This is a genomic window from Mycobacterium genavense ATCC 51234 (genome assembly GCF_000526915.1).
Classification (GTDB): domain Bacteria; phylum Actinomycetota; class Actinomycetes; order Mycobacteriales; family Mycobacteriaceae; genus Mycobacterium; species Mycobacterium genavense.
The window spans coordinates 765,794-786,244 of record NZ_JAGZ01000001.1; the positions used below are offsets into that span (position 1 = coordinate 765,794).

8 protein-coding genes and 9 pseudogenes are annotated in these 20,451 nt (G+C 66.8%); 9 read left to right on the top strand and 8 right to left on the bottom strand.

Going from position 1 to position 20,451, the window contains the following annotated elements:
• Nucleotides 1-17 precede the first annotated feature (17 nt).
• Nucleotides 18-786: pseudogene (locus tag T428_RS25430) on the top strand (3'(2'),5'-bisphosphate nucleotidase CysQ).
• A gap of 5 nt (nt 787-791) precedes the next feature.
• On the opposite strand, the gene T428_RS0103790 reads toward T428_RS25430, so the two are convergent.
• On the bottom strand, nt 792-2,345 hold the full coding sequence (locus T428_RS0103790; RefSeq protein WP_051465122.1) for an aldehyde dehydrogenase family protein: 1,554 nt from the start codon (nt 2,343-2,345) through the stop codon (nt 792-794).
• A gap of 146 nt (nt 2,346-2,491) precedes the next feature.
• Here T428_RS0103790 and mshC point away from each other — a divergent pair, with 146 nt between their 5' ends.
• Nucleotides 2,492-3,736: a cysteine--1-D-myo-inosityl 2-amino-2-deoxy-alpha-D-glucopyranoside ligase gene (gene mshC, locus T428_RS0103795; RefSeq protein WP_025735426.1), complete on the top strand. Its 1,245-nt coding sequence runs from the start codon at nt 2,492-2,494 to the stop codon at nt 3,734-3,736.
• Nucleotides 3,737-3,756: 20 nt separating this feature from the next.
• On the opposite strand, the gene T428_RS25435 is transcribed toward mshC, so the two are convergent.
• The gene (locus T428_RS25435; RefSeq protein ID WP_036466883.1) at nt 3,757-5,190 is read right to left on the bottom strand and encodes an amino acid permease; all 1,434 of its coding nucleotides are present in this window, start codon (nt 5,188-5,190) and stop codon (nt 3,757-3,759) included.
• A 97-nt stretch (nt 5,191-5,287) separates the two neighbouring features.
• Nucleotides 5,288-6,175, bottom strand: a complete 888-nt coding sequence (locus tag T428_RS0103805) for a PAC2 family protein (RefSeq protein ID WP_025735427.1) — start codon at nt 6,173-6,175, stop codon at nt 5,288-5,290.
• Nucleotides 6,176-6,451: 276 nt separating this feature from the next.
• Between T428_RS0103805 and metH the strand changes: the two genes are divergently transcribed.
• The gene (metH, locus tag T428_RS0103810; RefSeq protein WP_025735428.1) at nt 6,452-10,201 is read left to right on the top strand and encodes a methionine synthase; all 3,750 of its coding nucleotides are present in this window, start codon (nt 6,452-6,454) and stop codon (nt 10,199-10,201) included.
• Here the strand turns inward: metH and malQ are convergent.
• From malQ to T428_RS31605, 3 genes and pseudogenes are all read right to left on the bottom strand, one after another.
• Nucleotides 10,183-12,186 carry a 4-alpha-glucanotransferase gene (gene malQ / locus T428_RS0103815; protein WP_025735429.1) on the bottom strand — a complete coding sequence of 668 codons (2,004 nt, stop codon included), beginning with the start codon at nt 12,184-12,186 and terminating at the stop codon, nt 10,183-10,185. The two genes, metH and malQ, sit on opposite strands and share 19 nt — an antisense overlap.
• A gap of 38 nt (nt 12,187-12,224) precedes the next feature.
• Nucleotides 12,225-13,058: a class I SAM-dependent methyltransferase gene (locus T428_RS0103820; protein WP_025735430.1), complete on the bottom strand. Its 834-nt coding sequence runs from the start codon at nt 13,056-13,058 to the stop codon at nt 12,225-12,227.
• A 151-nt stretch (nt 13,059-13,209) separates the two neighbouring features.
• A pseudogene (locus T428_RS31605) lies at nt 13,210-13,365 on the bottom strand (mannan-binding protein); the annotation flags it as partial.
• A gap of 70 nt (nt 13,366-13,435) precedes the next feature.
• Between T428_RS31605 and T428_RS31610 the strand changes: the two are divergent.
• The 6 genes and pseudogenes from T428_RS31610 to T428_RS31615 all read left to right on the top strand — a co-directional run.
• Nucleotides 13,436-13,693: pseudogene (locus T428_RS31610) on the top strand (mammalian cell entry protein); the annotation flags it as partial.
• Nucleotides 13,690-14,743: pseudogene (locus tag T428_RS25440) on the top strand (MlaD family protein). The pseudogenes T428_RS31610 and T428_RS25440, both read left to right, overlap by 4 nt.
• A pseudogene (locus T428_RS25445) lies at nt 14,736-15,781 on the top strand (MlaD family protein). The pseudogenes T428_RS25440 and T428_RS25445 overlap by 8 nt, the downstream one beginning before the upstream one ends.
• Nucleotides 15,781-16,899, top strand: coding sequence for an MCE family protein (locus T428_RS0103840; RefSeq protein WP_025735432.1), 1,119 nt, complete (start codon nt 15,781-15,783; stop codon nt 16,897-16,899). Before T428_RS25445 ends, T428_RS0103840 begins: the two are co-directional and overlap by 1 nt.
• A pseudogene (locus tag T428_RS25450) lies at nt 16,896-18,076 on the top strand (MlaD family protein). The gene T428_RS0103840 and the pseudogene T428_RS25450 overlap by 4 nt, the downstream one beginning before the upstream one ends.
• Nucleotides 18,073-18,276: pseudogene (locus T428_RS31615) on the top strand (MlaD family protein); the annotation flags it as partial. The pseudogenes T428_RS25450 and T428_RS31615, both read left to right, overlap by 4 nt.
• Here T428_RS31615 and T428_RS25455 read toward each other — a convergent pair.
• Nucleotides 18,269-19,581: pseudogene (locus T428_RS25455) on the bottom strand (MlaD family protein); the annotation flags it as partial. The pseudogenes T428_RS31615 and T428_RS25455 overlap by 8 nt on opposite strands.
• 4 nt (nt 19,582-19,585) lie before the next feature.
• Nucleotides 19,586-20,450 (bottom strand): annotated as a pseudogene (locus T428_RS25460) (ABC transporter permease).
• Between the last annotated feature and the right edge of the window lies 1 nt (nt 20,451).

The following is a 20,451-nucleotide window of genomic DNA, read 5'->3' on the forward strand; positions in this document are numbered from 1 at the left end:
GCCCGGCTGCCGAGGAGATGACTGACGCCGAATTGGCCGCCGATCTCGCCGCCGACGCGGGCGAGGTGCTGCTCAAAGTGCGCGAGGAGGTCGGCTTCAATCATCCCTGGATGCTCGGCGACGTGGGCGACAGCCTGGCCAACGAGCTGATCCTGCGGCGGCTGCGAGCCGAGCGTCCCAATGATGCGGTGCTCAGCGAGGAAGCCTACGACGATCTCAAGCGGCTCAACCACGACCGAGTGTGGATCATCGACCCGGTGGACGGCACCCGCGAGTTCTCCACCCCCGGCCGCGACGACTGGGCCGTGCACATCGCGCTGTGGCAGCGTCCCACCGACGGCCGACGCGAAATCACCGATGCGGCAGTCGCTTTGCGCGCGCGGGACAACAATTGTGTATCGCAGTGACACCGTAACCGACAGCCGGGCACGCGTCGGGATCCCGCACACGCTGCGCATCGGGGTCAGCGCCACCCGGCCGCCGGCCGTGCTGCATCGGATGCGGCAGTCGCTGGCGATCCAGCCGGTGGCGATCGGCTCGGCGGGTGCCAAGGCGATGGCCATCATCGACGGCGACGTCGACGCCTACCTGCACGCCGGCGGTCAATGGGAATGGGATTCGGCGGCACCGGCCGGGGTGGTGATGGCCGCGGGCATGCACGCGTCGCGGTTGGACGGCTCACCGATGCGCTACAACCAGGAGGACCCGTATCTGCCCGACTTCGTGATGTGTCGGGCGGAGGTGGCCCCGATCCTGCTCGCCGCCATCCGCGACGCGTGGCGCTGACCCGACTACCGACCCAGGCGGCGCCGCCAGTCTTTGGCCGACAGCATCCTGACCACCTTTTCGGTGAAGCTGCCCTTCTTGCGGCTGTAGGGATACCAGAGCAGTTCCTTTTTCATCGCGACGCGCTCGGCGACGATGCTCTTCTGGCGGCAGTACTTGCGAATGCCGTCGGCACCGCCGGAGCGCGAACCCAGCCCCGACTCCTTCCACCCGGGCATCGGCACGCCGAACTGCAGCAGGCCCGTTATCACGTTGTTGATGTTGACCGTCCCGGTATTCAGTTGCCGCGCAATGGTATTCGCCTTGTCCTTGTCGCGCGTCCACACGCTGCCGGCCAGCCCTAGATCGGAGTCGTTGGCCTTCTCGATGGCCTCGGCGACATCGCGCACCTTCATCACCGGCAGGGTAAGGCCGAAGGTTTCCTCACGCATGCAATCCATGTCGTGGTCGACGTCGACCAGCACCGTCGGCGGATAGAAAAACCCGCTGGACGCATCGGGCGCCTTGCCGCCGACGAGTACCTTCGCGCCCTTGGCAACCGCGTCGTCGACATGGCGGGACACGATGCGGAGTTGCTGTGCGGTGGTCAAGGACCCGACTTCGCAGGAGTAGTCATGCCCGGCGTCCATGCCCTGGCGCAGCGCGGATGTCTTGGCCACCAACTTGTTCACGAACTCGTCGTAGACCGGCTCCTCGACATAGATCCGCTCGACCGAGATGCAGACTTGGCCGCTGTAGACGAACCCGCCCCACACCGCGGCGTCGACGGCCCGGTCGATGTCGGCATCGGCGCACACGATCATCGCGTCCTTGCCGCCGAGCTCCAGGCTGCAGGGAATCAACCGTTCGGCGGCCGCGACGGCGATCCGTCGTCCGGTATTGGTCGAGCCGGTGAACATCACGTAGTCCACGACATCGACTAGGGCCGAGCCCGTTTCGCCGAATCCGTGCACCGTGTCCGGCACGTCGGGCGCACCGATCTGCTTCCAGCCGTCGACCGCCACCTGCCAGCCGAGTGGGGCGATCTCCGAGGGTTTGGACAGCACGGCGCAGCCGGCCATCAAAGCCGCGGGTACGTCGAGCAGCGGCACCGACAGCGGACCGTTCCACGGCGTGATGACCCCGACGAGTTGATAGGGCTCGTACACGATGGTCAGCTTCTTGGCCGCGTTGGCGGCGCCGTACGGGCGGACCGACTCGTCGGCCAGGAATTCAGCGGCCTTGTCGATCCAGTAGTTGATGATTTGTACCGCAGCGATCTCGATTCCGGTGTCACCCCAGGACTTGCCGGTCTCGAGTTGCAGCGGTGTCAGCACCTCGTCGCGGTGGTCGAGCATCCAGTCGCGCCACTTGCCGAGCCACTTCGCCCGGCCCGCGACACCGATTTGCTGCCACGCCGGCTGGGCCGCCCGCAGCCGGTCGGCCACCGCCTTGACCTCATCCGGGGCCGACACCGGGACCCTGCCGACGATGTCGCCGGTGGCCGGGCATCTGACCACCACTTCCTGACGCGCATTCGGTTCGGCTCGGCCGATTCGATCCGTCGTATTCAGCGTCATTGCCATCACCTCGGAAAGTGGGCTCATCGGATTTGCCCGGTACGGCACAGCAAACCACAAATCGTGTCGTGCGGATACCGTTTGCGGGGTCTCTCTCAGCCGCCCGCTGCGCGGGCCGCATCGTCGGCGGGCCTAAAGTCGACAGCATGCAGTCGTGGTCTCCCGCACAGGTTCCGGTGCTACCCGGACGCGGCCCCGAGCTACGGCTCTACGACACCTCCGACCGCCAGGTCCGCCCGGTGGCGGCCGGGTCGACGGCGAGCATGTACGTCTGCGGGATCACGCCGTACGACGCCACGCATCTGGGGCACGCGGCCACCTATCTCGCCTTCGACCTGGTGCACCGGCTGTGGCTGGATCTGGGGCACGCCGTGCACTACGTGCAGAACGTCACCGACGTCGACGACCCGCTGTTCGAGCGGGCCGCGCGTGACGGTGTCGACTGGCGTGAGCTCGGCGATCGCGAGGTGGCGCTGTTCCGCGAGGACATGGCCGCGCTGCGGGTGCTGCCGCCGCGCGAGTACGTCGGGGCGACCGAGGCCATTCCCGAGGTCGTGGAACTCGTCGAAAAGATGCTGGCGTCCGGAGCGGCGTACGTGGTCGACCCAGAAGTCGGGGAATACCCCGACGTCTACTATCGCGCGGACGCCACACCGCAGTTCGGCTACGAGTCGGGCTACGACCGCGAGACCATGCTGCGGCTGTTCGCCGAGCGCGGTGGCGACCCGGACCGCACCGGCAAGACCGACCAACTCGACGCGCTGCTGTGGCGCGCCGAACGGCCCGGGGAGCCCAGCTGGGATTCACCATTCGGCGCCGGCCGGCCCGGCTGGCATGTCGAATGCGCGGCGATCGCGCTCAGCCGCATCCGCAGCGGCCTGGACATTCAGGGCGGTGGCCGCGACCTGGTGTTCCCGCACCACGAGTTCACCGCCGCGCACGCCGAATGTGTAAGGGGCGAAAGGCGATTCGCCCGCCATTATGTGCACGCCGGGATGATCGGCTGGGACGGGCACAAGATGTCGAAAAGTCGGGGCAACCTGGTCCTGGTGTCGGCGCTGCGCACGCAAGGTGTTGAGCCGTCGGCGATTCGGCTCGGCCTGCTGGCCGGGCACTACCGCGCGGACCGGTCGTGGAGCCAGCAGCTGCTCGACGACTCGGCCACCCGGCTGCAGCGCTGGCGCACCGCGACGACGCTGCCCGCCGGCCCGGATGCCACCGATGTCGTCACGCGGGTCCGCAAGTATCTGGCCGACGATCTCGACACACCCAAAGCTATTGCGGCACTTGATGGTTGGACCACCGACGCACTCGAGTACGGTGGACACGACGAGGACGCGCCAAAGTTGGTGGCCGCTGTGGTCGATGCGCTGCTCGGGGTGGAACTGTAAGTCGAGGTTGCCGCGCTCACTCACCATTGCGCGGTGGCGGCCGCCACTCGCTTGCGAACCAAGAACCAGCCCCCGATCAGCGCCGGGACGATCACGATCAGCGCGGCGACGGTCGAGGTGCCCGCCGGTTCGTCGAACGCCATCAGCACCACGATGCCGACCAGGAACACCAAGGTGAGGTAGCCGCTGTACGGGGTGAACGGCATCCTGAAGCCGGGGCGGGGCAGGGTGCCCGCCTGGGTTTGCTTGTAGAACCGGAGCTGACACAGCACGATCATGCCCCAGGACGCGATGATACCCAGCGCGGCGTCGTGGAGCACGATCTCGAAGGCTTCGCCGGGGTTGAACGCGTTGAGCGCGATTCCGCCCAGGCAGATGACCGCGGTCATGGCGATACCCCCGTAGGGCACACCGCGTTTCGTCATTCGCATCGCGAACTTGGGGCCGCTGCCGCTCACCGCCAGGGAGTGCATGATGCGGCCGGTCGAATAGAGACCGGCGTTGAGGCTGGACAGCGCCGCGGTTAGGACCACGATGTTCATCAGGTCACCGGCCCCGTGGAAGCCGATCTTGGAGAAGAACGTGACGAACGGGCTCTCGCCGGCCTGGTAAGCGGTGTAGGGCAGCAGCAACGCCAGCAACGCAACCGATCCGACATAGAACACCGCGACGCGCAGGATCACCGAATTGATCGCGCGCGGCATGATCTTCTCCGGCTCGGCGGTCTCGCCGGCGGCGATGCCGACCAATTCGACTGCCGCGTAGGCGAATACCACTCCCGAGGCCGTCACCAGCAGTGGCACCACGCCGTGCGGGAACATTCCGCCGTGGTCGGCCCACATACCGGGTCCGGTGTCATGGCCCTCGATGTGAAATCGCCCGGCCAGGAACACAATTCCCACGACCAAGAAGGCGACGAGTGCCACCACCTTGATCAGCGCCGCCCAGAACTCCAACTCGCCGAACCATTCGACGGAGATCAAGTTCATCGACAACACCACCACCAACGCGATCAGGACGAGCACCCACTGCGGGATCGGCCCGAAGACCGTCCAGTGATGCAGGTAGGTGGCGATCGCGGTGGTGTCGACGATCGATGTCATCGCCCAGTTCAGGAAGTACATCCAGCCGACGGCGTAGGCGGCCTTCTCGCCGAAGAACTCGCGCGCGTAGGACACGAACGAACCCGACGACGGGCGGTGCAGCACCAGCTCGCCCAGCGCCCGCAGCATGAAGAACACGAAGATTCCGCAGAACGCGTACACCAGGAACAGCCCGGGACCGGCCTTGACCAGTCGCCCGCTGGCACCGAGGAAAAGCCCGGTGCCAATCGCGCCGCCGATCGCGATCATCTGCAGCTGCCGGGGTTTGAGCCCCTTGTGATAGCCGGCTTCCTCGTTGACAGGTGCCGAGGGGTGTGGGTCGGGCTGAGGCGTCTCGGGCAGCGCGGTCATGGGGGGTCCAATCGTCGTCGTTCGCCCAGTGTCTAGCGTGGTTTGCCAGCGATCTTTTCGTAGTCGGCACGGGAGGGCAACAGGAGAAGCCGCCCGATCACCGCCCGAATCCCGGACGGCGTCGGCGCAAGTAGCGCTCGAACTCGGCGGCCAGCGCGTCGCCGTCGATCTTGCCTAAGGCTTCGTTGACGTCGACCTCGGCGTCGCCGCGTTCCTCCAGCGACTGCACGTATTCGGCCAGCTCCTCGTCCTCGGCGGCCATCTCGGTGACCGCCAGCTCCCACTCCTCGGCCTGAGCGGGCAAATTGGCCAGCGGAACCTCGATATCGAGCACGTCCTCGACGCGGCGTAGCAACGCGACCGTCGCCTTCGGGTTCGGGGGGTGCGACACGTAGTGCGGCACCGCGGCCCAGAACGTCACCGCGGGGATCCCGGCCGCCACGCAGGCGTCCTGGAACACCCCGGCGATACCGGTCGGCCCTTCGTAGCGGGTCTCCTGCAACCCGAACCGCTCCGCCGACTCGGGGGAGTAGGCCGCACCCGAGACCGGCACCGGCCGGGTGTGCGGGGTGTCGGCCAGCAGCGCGCCCAGGATCACGACCGTGTCGACGTTGAGCTTATCGGCAATGGCCACCAGCTCCGCACAAAACGTGCGCCAGCGCATGTTGGGCTCCACGCCGTGCATCAACACGATGTCGCGGTCGCTGCCGGGCGGCCGGCAGTGAGTGATCCGCATCGCCGGCCACACCAGTTCGCGGGTCACCCCGTCGACCTGCCGGATGACCGGGCGATTCACCTGGTAGTCGTAATACGCCTCGTCGTCGATCTCCACGACCGGCTGCGCTTCCCAGATCGCGTCCAGATGCTCCAGCGCGTCGCTGGCCGCGTCACCGGCGTCATTCCAGCCCTCAAACGCCGCCACAACAATCGTGTTGTGGAGGTCAGGCAGCGCAGAAGCTTGCGGGCCACGATCGGGCGGAGTCACAGAATCAGCCTAAGGCCTGCGCCCGGGCGACCGTCCGCAGCCGCGCAGCGGGAGCACGACTGCCCAGCACACCAGGCCATTTGAATAGGCCGACTATCCTTGTGACGTGATTGCGACGAAATACGCTCGTCCGCAATCTGGTTAACCTTGGTAACTACCTGGGCGTCCAGCCGTCGGGGGACGACGTAGACTTTCCACCGTCGAGAGGCGTTGCAACGGTTCGCCGGTTTCAATCGGTTTCCGCCACGCTCGGCAGAGTCAAGGACGCCTTCCGCCATGGAAGGGACGTACGTGAGCGACTTCGAGCCGAATATCCGCCCGGACTGCACCGACGAACTGACGGCGGCGCTGCGCCAGCGAATCATTGTGATCGACGGCGCGATGGGCACCGCCATCCAGCGCGACCGGCCCGACGAGGCCGGCTACCGCGGTGACCGGTTCACGGAGTGGCCGACCGCCCTGCAGGGCAACAACGACCTGCTCACCCTGACGCAGCCGCAGATCATCGCCGGCATCCACCGCGAATACCTCGAGGCGGGCGCCGACATCATCGAGACCAACACGTTCAACGCGAACGCGATCTCGCTGTCCGACTACGACATGTCGGATTTGAGCTACGAGCTGAACTACGCCGGGGCCGCGCTGGCCCGCACGGCCGCCGACGAGTACAGCACCCCCGAGAAGCCGCGCTACGTGGCCGGCGCGATCGGCCCGACGACGCGGACCGCGTCGATCTCGCCGGACGTCAACGACCCCGGCGCGCGCAACGTCTCCTACGACCAGCTGGTGGCCGCCTACCTCGAATCCGCCAATGGCCTGGTCGACGGCGGTGCCGACTTGCTCATCGTCGAGACGATCTTCGACTCGCTGAACGCCAAGGCGGCGGTGTTCGCCGTCGAGACGCTGTTCGAGGAGCGTGGCCGCCGCTGGCCGGTGATCATCTCCGGCACCATCACCGACGCTTCGGGGCGGACCTTGTCGGGTCAGGTCACCGAGGCGTTCTGGAATTCGATCCGGCACGCGAAGGCGCTCGCGGTGGGTCTGAACTGCGCCCTGGGGGCGCCGGAGATGCGGCCCTACATCGCCGAGGTGGCGCGGATCGCGGACACCTTCGTGTCCTGTTACCCGAACGCCGGTCTGCCCAACGCCTTCGGCGAATACGACGAGACCCCGGAGGCTCAGGCCGGCTACATCGCCGACTTCGCCGAGGCCGGGCTGGTCAACCTGGTCGGCGGCTGCTGCGGAACGGCGCCGCCGCACATCGCCGAGATCGCCAAGGTCGTCGACGGCAAACCGCCGCGCGAGGTGCCCCAGATCCCGGTCGCCACCCGACTCTCGGGCCTGGAGCCGCTCAACATCACCGACGAGTCGCTGTTCGTGAACATCGGGGAGCGCACCAACATCACCGGCTCGGCCCGGTTCCGCAACCTGATCAAGGCCGAGGACTACGACACCGCGCTCTCGGTTGCCCTGCAGCAGGTCGAGGTCGGCGCGCAGGTCATCGACATCAACATGGACGAGGGCATGATCGACGGCGTCGCCGCGATGGACCGGTTCACCAAGTTGATCGCGGCCGAGCCGGACATCAGCCGCGTCCCGGTGATGATCGACTCGTCCAAGTGGGAGGTCATCGAGGCCGGCCTGAAGAACGTGCAGGGCAAGCCGATCGTCAACTCGATCTCGATGAAGGCGGGCGAGGAGAAGTTCGTTCGCGAGGCCCGGCTGTGCCGCAAGTACGGTGCGGCCGTCGTGGTGATGGCCTTCGACGAGCAGGGGCAGGCCGACAACTTGGAGCGCCGCAAACAGATCTGCGGGCGCGCCTACCGGATTCTGACCGAACAGGTCGGCTTCCCGCCCGAGGACATCATCTTCGACCCGAACTGCTTCGCGCTGGCCACCGGCATCGAGGAGCACGCGACCTACGGAATCGACTTCATCGAGGCCTGCGCCTGGATCAAGGAGAACCTGCCCGGGGTGCACATCTCCGGCGGCATCTCCAACGTCTCGTTCTCGTTCCGCGGCAACAACCCCGTCCGCGAGGCGATCCACTCGGTGTTCCTGTTCCACGCCATCAAGGCGGGCCTGGACATGGGCATCGTCAACGCCGGTGCACTGGTGCCGTACGACTCGATCGACCCGGAGCTGCGGGATCGGATCGAGGACGTCGTGCTCAACCGCTGCCCGGACGCGGCCGAGCGGCTGCTGGAAATCGCCGAGCGGTTCAACAGCACGGAGAAAGCCGACGACCCGGCCGCGGCCGAGTGGCGCAGTCTGCCGGTGCGCGAACGGATCACGCACGCGTTGGTCAAGGGAATCGACGCCCACGTCGACGACGACACCGAGGAGCTGCGGGCCGAGATCGCCGCCGCGGGCGGGCGCCCGATCGAGGTGATCGAGGGCCCGCTGATGGACGGCATGAACGTCGTCGGCGATCTGTTCGGCTCGGGCAAGATGTTTTTGCCGCAGGTGGTGAAGTCGGCCCGGGTGATGAAGAAGGCCGTCGCCTACCTGCTGCCGTTCATCGAGGCCGAAAAGGAGCAGAACGGTACCGACCAGTCAAAGGACACCAACGGCACCATCGTGATGGCGACGGTCAAGGGCGACGTCCACGACATCGGCAAGAACATCGTCGGGGTTGTGTTGCAGTGCAACAACTTTGAAGTGATCGACCTCGGTGTGATGGTGCCCGCCGAGAAGATCCTGGCTGCGGCCGACGAATACGACGCCGACATCATCGGGTTGTCCGGCCTGATCACCCCGTCGCTGGACGAGATGGTGAACTTCGCCGCCGAGATGGAACGCAAGGGGCTGCAGATCCCGCTGCTGATCGGCGGCGCGACCACCTCGCGTGCTCACACCGCCGCGAAGGTGGCGCCGCGCCGTTCCGGTCCGGTGGTCTGGGTCAAGGACGCGTCCCGCTCGGTGCCGGTCGCCGCCGCGCTGCTCGACGACAAGCAGCGGCCCGCCCTGCTGGAGGCCACCGAGAAGGACTACGCATCGCTGCGTGAACGGCACTCGCAGAAGAACGAGCGGCCGATGTTGACCCTGGAGAAAGCCCGCGCCAACCGGACGCCGATCGAGTGGGACGGCTACACGCCGCCGGTGCCCGCCATTGGCCTTGGGGTGCGGGATTTCCACGACTACGACCTCGCCGAGCTGCGCGAGTACATCGACTGGCAGCCGTTTTTCAATGCCTGGGAGATGAAGGGCCGCTTCCCCGACATCCTCAACAACCCGGCCTCGGGCGAGGCCGCCCGCAAGCTCTACGACGACGCCCAGCACATGCTCGACACCTTGATCAAGGAGAAATGGCTGACGGCCAACGGGGTGATCGGGTTTTTCCCGGCCAACGCGGTCGGTGACGACATCGAGGTGTACACCGACGACACTCGGACCGAGGTGCTGACCACGCTGCACAACCTGCGCCAGCAGGGCGAGCACCGCGAGGGCATCCCGAACCGGAGCCTGGGCGACTTCATCGCGCCCAGGGACACCGGTCTGGCCGACTACGTCGGCGCCTTCGCCGTCACCGCGGGCCTGGGCAGCCAGGAGAAGATCGCGGAGTTCAAGGCGGCCCTCGACGACTACAGCGCGATCCTGCTGGAGTCGCTCGCCGACCGGCTGGCCGAGGCCTTCGCCGAACGGATGCACCAACGGGTCCGCAAGGAATTCTGGGGATTCCAGCCCGACGAGCAGCTGGACAACGAGGCGCTCATCGACGAGAAGTACCAGGGCATCCGCCCGGCCCCCGGCTACCCGGCCTGCCCGGAGCACACCGAAAAGGTGACGCTGTGGCAGCTGTTGGACGTCAAGGAGCGGACCGGCATCGAGTTGACCGAGTCGATGGCGATGTGGCCCGGCGCCGCAGTCAGCGGCTGGTATTTCTCGCATCCGCAGTCGCAGTACTTCGTGGTCGGCCGCATGGCCCAGGACCAGGTCGCCGACTACGCGAAGCGCAAGGGCTGGACGCTGCCCGAAGCGGAGCGTTGGCTCGCCCCCAACCTCGGCTACAACCCGGAGGACTGAGCGCCAGGTCGGCTTTCGGGTGCCGCTTTGAACAGCGCCACGATCTCGCCGACCTGAGGGTCGGCGCGTAGCTGTTCCAGCGTCTCCGGCAGCGGCAACCGCCAATTCGGATACTCGTCGATGGTGCCGGGCAGGTTCGGTTGGCGCCGCTCGGCGAGAATGTCGTAGGGCGAGATCAACTTCAACCGACTTGGTGTCGCGGCCAAGAAGCGGTGCATCGCGGCGCTGAATGCGGCCTCGTCCGGTTCGCCGACCAGAAACCCTTCGGATTGCAGCAGCGCCGACCACTCCGCTTTTTCGTTGCGGGCCGAGGCCTCTTCGGCCAAAACATCGTCGAGCAGACCGAGCTTCGCGCGCACCCGCACGTGTTCCCCGCGAAAGAAGCCGGCCGCCGTGGGAAGGTCGTGCGTGGACACGCTGGCGGCTGCGCGTGACGGCCACCTCGACGGGGGGAGCAACGGTTGCTCGGGCACGGATTGGTCGCGAGTGAACCAGGACACGGCACAACCCAGCATGCCGTGATCGCCAAGTGCCGCAGTGACTTCCGGCTCGACTGTGCCCAAGTCCTCGCCGATGACGATCGCTCCCGCTCGTTGCGCCTCCAGCGCCAACACCGCAAGCATGACGTCGGCGTCGTAATGGACGTAGGTGCCGCGGTCGGGCGAGTCGCCCGGCGGTATCCACCACAGCCGCCACAATCCGGCGACATGATCGATGCGCAAACCGTCGGAGTGCCGCAGCACGGCGCGCAGCATGTCGCGCAGGGCCGCGTACCCGGTGGCGGCAAGCCGGTCCGGCCGCCACGGCGGGAGGCCCCAATCTTGGCCGCGCGGGGTGAAGTTGTCCGGGGGTGCGCCGACATGGACTCCGGTGGCAAGCATGTCGGCCAGTGCCCACGCGTCGGCGCCATCGGCGTCCACGCCCACCGGCAGGTCGTGCAAAACGCCCAGTGCCATACCGGCTTGTCGTGCGGCGTCACGCACGGCGCCAAGTTGCTCGGAACACCGTAGCTGCACCCAGGAGTGGAAGGCGATCCTGGGGGTCAGCTCGTCGCGAGCCGCGGTAACGGCCGGTCCTGCGACATCCCGCAGTGGCTGCGGCCATCGCGACCAGCGCCCGCCATGGCGTTCGGCCAGTGCGCAGTACGTGGCCCAGTCGCGCAACCCCGTCGACACCGGTAACTCATCTAGCGGGTTGGGCCGGCCCTCGGCGCGCCAAAGCAATTCCAGGGCAGCGCGTTTGGCGGCCCAGACGAGGTCGTGGTCAATGCGTTCGGTATCGGGCGCGACCCGCAGCGCATCCACCTCCGTGCGCGTCTGCTGGTCGGCTCGATGGTAGGCGTCGAGGTCCTCGATGCGATGCGAAGGGCGAGCGGGTTGGCGAATCGGCGGCTGGACGGGGGTGTACGGCGACGGCTGCACCGGATGCGTTGGGCCGGGTGCATGCAACGGATTGACCAAGACCGCACCGGCGCTGTGCGCAGTTGCGGTCCAACCGATGAATTCCCGCAGGTCCGCAAGATCGCTGATCCCCCACGAGCGCTGCGAGCGCAGCGCGTACAGCTGCAGCACCCACCCCCAGGTGACCGGCGTCTGCGGAACCTGCGGTGGGGCCACCACCAGGGTGATTTCCTGGCCGTCACCGGTGTGCAACCGGTAGAAGCCCGGCGGCACATCGCCGGGCACCGCGTCGCGCACGTCGGTCTGGCTGCCGTCCTCGCCCACCAGCGCCACCGCACCGGGTACGGGGTGCGGCCGGCCGTTCGCGCGCATCGCGATCGTCGGCGCTAGGGCCCCGGCGCTTGCCTGCTCGGCCAGCTTTGCCAATTCGCGGCGCCGGTCGGCTTCCGTGGCGGCGTCGACCTCGAGCAAGGCCAGAACTCGGATCACGACGTCGGCGTCGACCTCTACCGCCTCGCGTCGTTCATTGCGGTAAAAGGTCGCCACCCCATGGGCTTTGGCCAGTCGTCGTAGGTCTTCGGGCACCGGGGACACATTCGTCGGTGTACCCGCGTCGGGCCGCCTTACACGGCCGGTTCTGCGGTCAACATTGCCGACAGGTAACCGGAGGATCCGCCGAACGAGGCCAGCTCGTCCTGCGGCAGCTGAAAACCGTTGGCGGAGAAGGCCTGTTCGCTCGTCGTGATGTCGACCCGCCACCCGCGCTCGCTGAGGTACTCGCTGGCGGCATTGCGATCACCGGTGTAGAACAGCTCGGCCAGGTTGATCTTGGAGCCGATGCGCCGCGAGCGCTCGGTGAGCTTTTCTGCCCAATCCGCGGGAATGTTGCGAAAGTCCATGTGCTCGCAGGCAATTCGGCTGCCCGGCGCCGAGAGTGCGGCGACGTTGTCGAACAACCGGTCCTGCGCGTCCGGCGGCAGGTAGACGAGCAGCCCCTCGGCGCTCCACGCGGTCGGCCTCGACGGATCGAATCCGGCGTCGAGGAGCGCCGCCGGCCAGTCTTCGCGCAGGTCGATCGCGACCGTGCGACGTTGCGCGGCCGGCTGCGCGCCCAGCTCGGCGAGCGTGCGGGTCTTGAACTCGATCACACCCGGCTGGTCGATTTCGTACACCACCGTGTCGGCCGGCCACGGCAGCCGGTAGGCTCGGGTGTCCAGGCCGGATGCCAGAATCACGGCCTGGCGCACACCCGCGGCGGTGGCTTGGGTGAAGAAGTCGTCGAAGAACCGGGTGCGCACGGTGATCTGCTCGATCACGGCCTTGCGGTTCATCACCGGATCGTCGGTGTCGCCCCGTTTTCCGTCGATCAGTTTGATGAAGGTATCGCTACCCACCGCCCGCACCAGGGGATCGGCCCAGGGGTCGTTCAGCAACGCATTGGGCCCCTGCGAAGCCATCGCGCGCTGAGTCGCGACAGCCGTCGCGGTCGCCCCGACGCTGGATGCCAGATCCCAGGTGTCATTCTCGGTGCGCGCCGTGCCGCTCCATCTCCGCGTTAGTTAGCTGACGTAACCACCGCTACTGTACGCGCCCACGCCCGAGCGCCGACTAGAGGCGCAGCACCGGCGCCAGCGCCGAGAGCGGGATGTGCGCCTGGACGGTGCCGCCGTCCAAGTACCACTGCGGCAGGCCCGGGGAGAAGTTGATCGGCTCGTCGTGGCCGACGGGGTAGTCGGGCATGTAGAGGATCAGTTCTTCGGGTGTGCCCCCGACAAGGTGTACTCCGGCGCGTACAAGGCGTGGGCGCTGACCACGCAGACACCGCGCACGCTGCGCCAACCCCGATAACCCGTCGCCCGGAGCCCCGGCGACTCCGGTGCCGAACCGGCCGTGGGTGCCGCCGGTGGCGCCGAAGGCCCCGTGGATACCCCAGTCGTCTTTCGGGGGCAATGTGGGCCCCGTCGGCAGCCAATACGAGCGGAACATGCTCAGCGTGATCACCGGTGCGGTCGCCACGCCGGCCACCGAGCTACTGCTGGGCCCAATCGCGCGCGGCACCACGGTATCGCTGAAATCCGGAGGACCTCAATGAGATTCCGGGCACCGTTGATCGGCCTCACGCTGTTCATGGTCGTCGCATTGACGCTCACCTGGCTGGTGTACGTGAGCCTGCGCCGCGACGTTGCCGGCGACACGGCCAAGTATTCGGCGCTGTTCACCGACGTGTACGGGCTGCGCGAAGGCGACGACGTCCGGATGGCCGGGGTCCGGGTGGGCCGGGTGGAAAGCATCGCTCTGGACCGGAAACTCGCGCGAGTCGCGTTCGTGGTGCAAACCGATCAACACCTGTACGGCAACACCGTCGCGTCCGTGACGTACCAAAACATCGTCGGACAGCGCTACCTCGGGCTGTCGTTGGGGCCGGAGGGCAGTCATGCCCCGCTCCCGCCGGGCAGCGTGCTGCCGCTGGCCCGCACCGAACCGTCCTTCGACGTCACCGCGCTGCTCAACGGCTACGAGCCGCTGTTCAGCCTGCTCAACCCGCAGGACGCCGACAACCTCACCAAGGGGATCATCGCGTCGCTGCAGGGCGACACCGCGTCGCTGACCACGTTGATCAGCCAAACATCAACGCTCACCGAAACATTCGCGGGCCGCGATCAGGCCCTTGGCGACGTGATCACCAACCTCAACAAGGTGGTCGGAAACCTCGCCCGGCAGAACGACAGCCTCGACGGGGTCATCCCAAACACGCGACGTGGTGGACCGGCTGGACCGACGGCGCCCGGAGCTGGTGGCCTCGGTGGGCGAGCTGTCCCGGGTGATGGGGCGGCTTTCGACTTCGGCCAACGACGTGTACCCGGCGCTGCGCGAGTTCATCGACCGCAAGCCCGGTGTGGCCAGACATCTGATGGACGTCGAGCCACAGCTGGCGTTCTTCGGCGACAACATCCCGCTGCTACTGAAAGGGCTTGTCCGCGTGGGTAACCAGGGCGCCTACGGCAATGCCTACGTGTGCGACGTCAACTTCATGGGATTCTTCCCCGGCCTCAATGACGTCGTTCCGATCATCGCCGCCGCCGCCACCCCGGGAAACAAGATGTGGCACACCCCGAGGTGTAGGAGTACCGCCGGTGGCTGATTCGTCGGTATGGCAGCGTTTCACGAAGCGCCCGCTGGAGAGCTACAACCCCACGTGGCTTGGGTTTATCGCCGTCGCGGTGGTCACGGTGCTGATCGGGGCGATGCTGGCGGTGCACGCCATCGGGGCCGGCTACCGGCACTACACCGCGGAGTTTCTGCAAGCGGCCTCGCTGCGGGCCGGCAACCCGATCGTCGTCGCCGGTATCCCGGTCGGCGAAGTCACCAGCATGCGTCTCGACGGCGATCACGTCGAGGCGGGTCTGAAGATTCGCGACGACATCGTGCTGGGCAAGGATTCGCGAGCCGCGATCAAGGTCACCACCATCCTGGGTTCGCGTTATCTGTCGGTGCAGCCCAACGGCTCGGCGACACTGCCGCACAACACGTTTGACCTGGCGCACACCGAAGTCCCCTACGATCTGCAATCGGCGCTGCAGGATGCCACCACGACGTTCGAGCAGGTCGATTCGGACCGCTTCGCCCAGTCGCTCGCGGTGCTGGGAAAGCAGCTCGAGGGACTGCCCGCGGTGGTGCCGCAGGCGATGCGCAACATCGGATCGCTGTCGTCGATCATCGCGGTGCGCCGCGACCAACTGGGCCAGCTGTTGCTCAACACCGAACGGGTGACCAACACGGTGCGGCGTCAGCAGGCCGGGCTCGGCAATCTCATCAACCAGGGGCAGGACCTGCTGAGCCACTTCGTCGCACGGCGCGCCGTTTCCACGCGATGATGCAATCGCTGACCACCCTGGTGGACACCATGAGCCGGATCCTGGTCAACGACCGCTCCGGTCTGGACTCGCTGGTCGCCGACATGCGGGACTTCACCGCAATGATGGCTCAGCACGACGACCTGCTGAGCAACTTGCTGCAGATCAGCCCGATCTTCTTCCGCGAAGCGGCCAACCTGACTGGCGAGGGCAACGCGGTCAATTTCAACGCCAACAACGTCCCGCTCATCGACTCGTGGATGTGTGTGATCAGCGGGCGTGCCAAGCAGTTCGGCATGATCCAGTACTTCAAGGACTGCAAGTGATGGCGTCGAAGCTGCGGTCCAGGGCGGTGGCCATCCTCGCCGCCCTGGCGGTGCTGGCCGCGGCGGGCGGTGTCGGTTGGTGGTGCCTGGGTTCGGACCAGGAGACGATCTCCGTGACGGCCCAATTCGACAGCGCCTCAGGCCTTTACGAGGGCAATGTGGTGGCGGTGCTGGGGATGCCGGTGGGCAAGATCACCAAGATCACCGCCAAGGGCCTCTACGTCGAAGTCGAGTTCACCGTCGATCGCCACGTCAAGGTTCCCGCCACCGCCCAGGCCGTGACGGTGTCCACCTCGATTCTCACCGACCGGCAGATCGAGCTCACCCCGCCGTACCGCGGCGGCCCGGTGCTGGAAAATCACGACACCATCGGGTTGACCCGGACCAGGACGCCGGTCGAATTCAGCCGGGTGCTCAGCGTCCTCGACAAGGTCACCAAATCGCTGGAGGGAGACGGCCACGGCGGCGGCCCCGTCGCCGACGTCCTCAACAACGGGACCAAGGTGGTCCAAGGCAACGGCGACCAGATCAAATCGTCGCTCGATGAGCTGGCCAAGGCGCTGCGGCTGTCCAGCGACGGCGGTGCGACGACCCGTGAGCAGATCACCACGATCGTCAAGAACATCAGCACGCTGTTCGACGCGCTGGCCGCCAACGACGGCAAGCTGCGCGAATTCGCCGCCACCATCCACCAGGTCAGCCAGATCATGGCCGACGAGGACATCGGAAGCGGCAGCACCGGAAGAAGATTCGAGCAACTGGTCGAACGGGCCGGCGACCTGCTCGACGCCAACCGCGACGCCATCAAGCAGAGTCTGCGGAACGGCAACACCACGCTGAAGATGGTGACCGACCAACGGCGAGACCTCACCGAGCTGCTGGATATGGCGCCGATGCTGGTCGACAACGCCTACAACATGATCGACCGCGCGAACGGCGCCGTGCGCGCTCGATTCCTCACCGACCGATTGGTGTTCGACAGCCAATACACCAAAGAGATCTGCAATCTGATGGGTCTTCGCCAACTCGGCTGCAGCACGGGCACAATCCAGGACTTCGGGCCGGATTTCGGGCTGATCTACGTGCTGGACGGCATGGCCGCGATGGGGCATAAATGACGGCCGTCCGAGCATGCCTCGCCGTCGCGGCCACGGTGCTGATCACCTCGGATGCGGCACGAATGGCCTTGCCAGCCTTCCCCTTCCGGCGCCCGGGCTGGGGTCCGGCTGATACACCTTGACCGCGGTGTTCTCCAACGCGCTCAACCTGCCGATGAACGCCAAGGTCAAGCTCGCCGGCGCCGACGTCGGGCAGGTCGAAGCGATGGTCGCACACGACTACACTGCGGTCACCACGCTGCGGATCAGAAACGGCGTGCTGCTGCCGCGCGGCAGTACCGCCGAATTGCGCACCGCCACACCGCTGGGCGACGTGTTCGTCGCGCTGAAGCCGCCCCCCCAACGATCCCGCCGGCGATCCGATGCTGCACGACGGCGACACCATCGGCCCGGATTCGATGGCCGCGGCGGCGACCGTCGAATCGGTGTTGAGCTCAGCGGCGATCCTGGTCAACGGCGGAGCGGTGCGCAACTTCACCAACATCATCAACGGTTTCGGTAAGGCCACGGGTGATCAGGGCCAGGCGTTCGGTGAGCTGATCCGCAAGTCCAACCAGCTGGTCGCAACGCTCGATGCCAGGTCCGGCCAGATCTCGGACGCGTTGACCCAATTGTCCCGTCTGGCAGACCAACTCGATGCCAGGAACGCCACCGTCACCGATTTGATGACCGCGGCCCGGCCCGCCACCGCGGCCCTGGCCGACAACAGCGCCGAGCTGTCCAACCTGGCCGTGCAGGTGGGCAACACCTCCCGGTTGCTGGCCAGGTTCCCGTCGATCGGGGGAACCGACACCAGCGGGCGCAGCATCATCGCCGACCTCAACACGATCGCCGGGGCGACCAACGACGTGGCGGTGAGCCCGGTACCAGCTTCTACGCGGTGAACCGGCTGATTCCCCCGCTGGTGAAATCGACGTCGGGCAGCGCGATTTCGGTGCATGTGGGTGTCGACAAGCTGATCCTCGGGTCGCTGCCCGACATTGGGTACCCCGGTGACATCGGGCTGCACGGTCCGCATCACTACAACATGAACCTGCTCGTCGGCACGCTGAAGTACACGCTGTGGCGTTTGCAAGAACGGGTGGTCGGCCGGGGACCGAACTCGCCGCAGGTTCCCGTCATCCCCGACCCGACCGTCCCCGGCCAGATCGACATCGCCCCGGGGCCGCCACCGTGATCGCCACTGCCGTCGACGTCGTGGTCAAGGTGGTGCGGGCCGCGCACCGCCGACAGGTGTGGCTGTCGGCGGCCGGACTGGTGCTGACCCTGGTGGTCGGAACCGCCTACCTGCTGATCGGGGCACTGCGGGTGACACCGTTCGCGTCGTCCTACCGGGTCACCGTGCAGCTGCCGGAATCCGGTGGCTTGCTGCCCAGCCCGGTACCGGTGGCGACGGCGGAAGCCAGGAGGGCAGCGGGGGATTGGGATCGGCCAGGTTGGGGTTCGGGTTGATCAGCGGTAGTCCGACCGCGACGAGGTTTCCGTCCGGGCCGATGACCGTGCCCGGCGGCGGTGCCAGATCCTTGGGCGGCTGATAGTTCTGCGGCAGCAGCACTTCCGGCAGGTCGGGCGCACCGGAACCAGCGGCGCGGTAAAACAGCTGGGCCCCTTCAATTCTCCGTAATGCGGACAGTCCGCGCGGGTGTAGGTGGACGACGGGGTGAAGGTCAGCATCGCGCGCATGTTGCCGACGTCTCGCCCCGGCACCCAGACTTCCTCCATGAAGTTGTTGGCCAGGTTGTCCAATTTGGTGACCGCGGGCACGAAATTGTTCGACTTCATCGCCAACACACCGAGCACCGGCGTGAAATCGCTGGTGATGTGGATGAGCTGGTCGATGTGATGGTCGAACGACTCATGCACGGTACCGACGGTGTCTTCGGCGCCGAACAGCAGCGAGGTCAACTGCCCGCGCGTCTCGGCGAAGGTCCGCATCGGCTCGACGGCCTGGTGCAGGGCGTCGAGAAGATCGGGTGCTGTCTGGGCGAGTCCACCGGCGGCGTCGACGAGTGCGGACACCGTCGACGGCCCCGCGTCCGTGCTGACAATCGAATTGAGTTGGTCCAGAAGGCGATTCAGTTGCGCCCCGGCTTTGAGCAGGGGCACCCGGCGGTGATCGGTGGCCGCGCCCAGTGCGGCCAGGATCCCGATCGACCTGTCGTCGCGGCCACGGCCGGCGGCGGCCAGCAGGTCGCGCAACTTGCTGATCGTGGTCTGAAACAGCACGGTCGGAAGCCCGCTGTCTTCCGGAATGTGCGCTCCCGGCCGGATCGCCCCAGCCGGGCCCTGCTGTTTGCCGGCGCTGACCAGCTGGACCGAAGACAACGCGAAGACGTTGCTGGGCACCACGCGCGCGGTGACCGCGGCCGGAATCGACTTGGCGAACTCGAGTTTCAGATCGATGTGCACGTAGTTGGGTTTGCCGTTGGACGCGGGAACGACGTCGTCGACCATCCCGACGAGCACGCCGTGATACTTGACGTCGGACTTCTGGGGCAGCCCGTCGCCGACGTTGACCAGATCCGCGATCACCCGGACGTAGTCGTTGAGCCGGCCGGTGGACTTGAGCAACATCGCGGCGGTCAGCAGGGCCGCGACCACCACCACCGCCACACCTGTGGCAAGCAGCTGCCGATCCGTCGGCCCGCGGCCGTCCAGTTCGAAGGAATTCCCCCGACGCATCTGCCTACCCACCGAACCTTGGGCCGGCGTCTACCCCCCCACAACGCCATGGTCAGCAGCATGTTGACCATGATCACGACGGTGATGCTGGCCCGCATGCCATGCCCGGCGGCCACTCCGACACCCTCGGGCCCGCCGGTCGCGTAATAGCCGTATTAGCACTGAATCGTGGACGCGATCCACACGAAGATGACGGCCTTGATCAACGAGTAGACGATGTCCTGGCCGGCCAGCATCAGCGTGAAGTAGTGCAGGTAGGAGCCGGTCGAGCCGCCGCTGCTGATCCCCACCACGAGCTGGGTGGTCAGATAGCCGATCGCCAGGCACGCGACATACAGCGGGACACTGGCCGCCACCGAGGCGACGAGCCGGGTCGTCACCAGATACGGAATCGGGCGGATGGCAATCGATTCCAGCGCGTCGATTTCCTCGGCGATCCGCATCGACCCCAGCTGAGCGGTGAAGCGGCAGCCGCCTTGCATGGCGAAGGCCAGCGGCGCCATCAGCGGCGCCAGCTCGCGGGTGTTGACCAACGAGGAGACGAAACCGGTGGCCGGGCCCAGGCCCAGCAGGTCGAGGAAGTTGTAACCCTCGATGCCGACCAGCGCGCCCACGGTCATCCCGAGCACCACGGCCACCCCGGCGGTTCCGCCGCCCACCACGATCGAGCCGTTGCCCCAGGTGATGTTGGACAGCAGTCGCAAGAATTCGCCGCGGTAATGGCGCAACGCGAGCGGCACCGCCACCAGCGCCCGGACGAAGAAGACCAGCAGGTGGCCCAGCCGAAGGATCGGCACGGTTCCCCTGCGGTACAGCCGGACCGCCGGGACGGTCAGTGCTGCCAACGGCCGGTAGGCAGAAACCGCCATG

What these genes read in the sequence shown, in the direction of transcription:
- T428_RS0103790 (WP_051465122.1), bottom strand. Translation starts at nt 2,345, where the DNA reads ATGACGCTGAATACGACGGATCGAATCGGCCGAGCCGAACCGAATGCG.
- mshC (WP_025735426.1), top strand. Translation starts at nt 2,492, where the DNA reads ATGCAGTCGTGGTCTCCCGCACAGGTTCCGGTGCTACCCGGACGCGGC.
- T428_RS25435 (WP_036466883.1), bottom strand. Translation starts at nt 5,190, where the DNA reads ATGACCGCGCTGCCCGAGACGCCTCAGCCCGACCCACACCCCTCGGCA.
- metH (WP_025735428.1), top strand. Translation starts at nt 6,452, where the DNA reads ATGGAAGGGACGTACGTGAGCGACTTCGAGCCGAATATCCGCCCGGAC.
- T428_RS0103820 (WP_025735430.1), bottom strand. Translation starts at nt 13,058, where the DNA reads ATGGCTTCGCAGGGGCCCAATGCGTTGCTGAACGACCCCTGGGCCGAT.
- T428_RS0103840 (WP_025735432.1), top strand. Translation starts at nt 15,781, where the DNA reads ATGGCGTCGAAGCTGCGGTCCAGGGCGGTGGCCATCCTCGCCGCCCTG.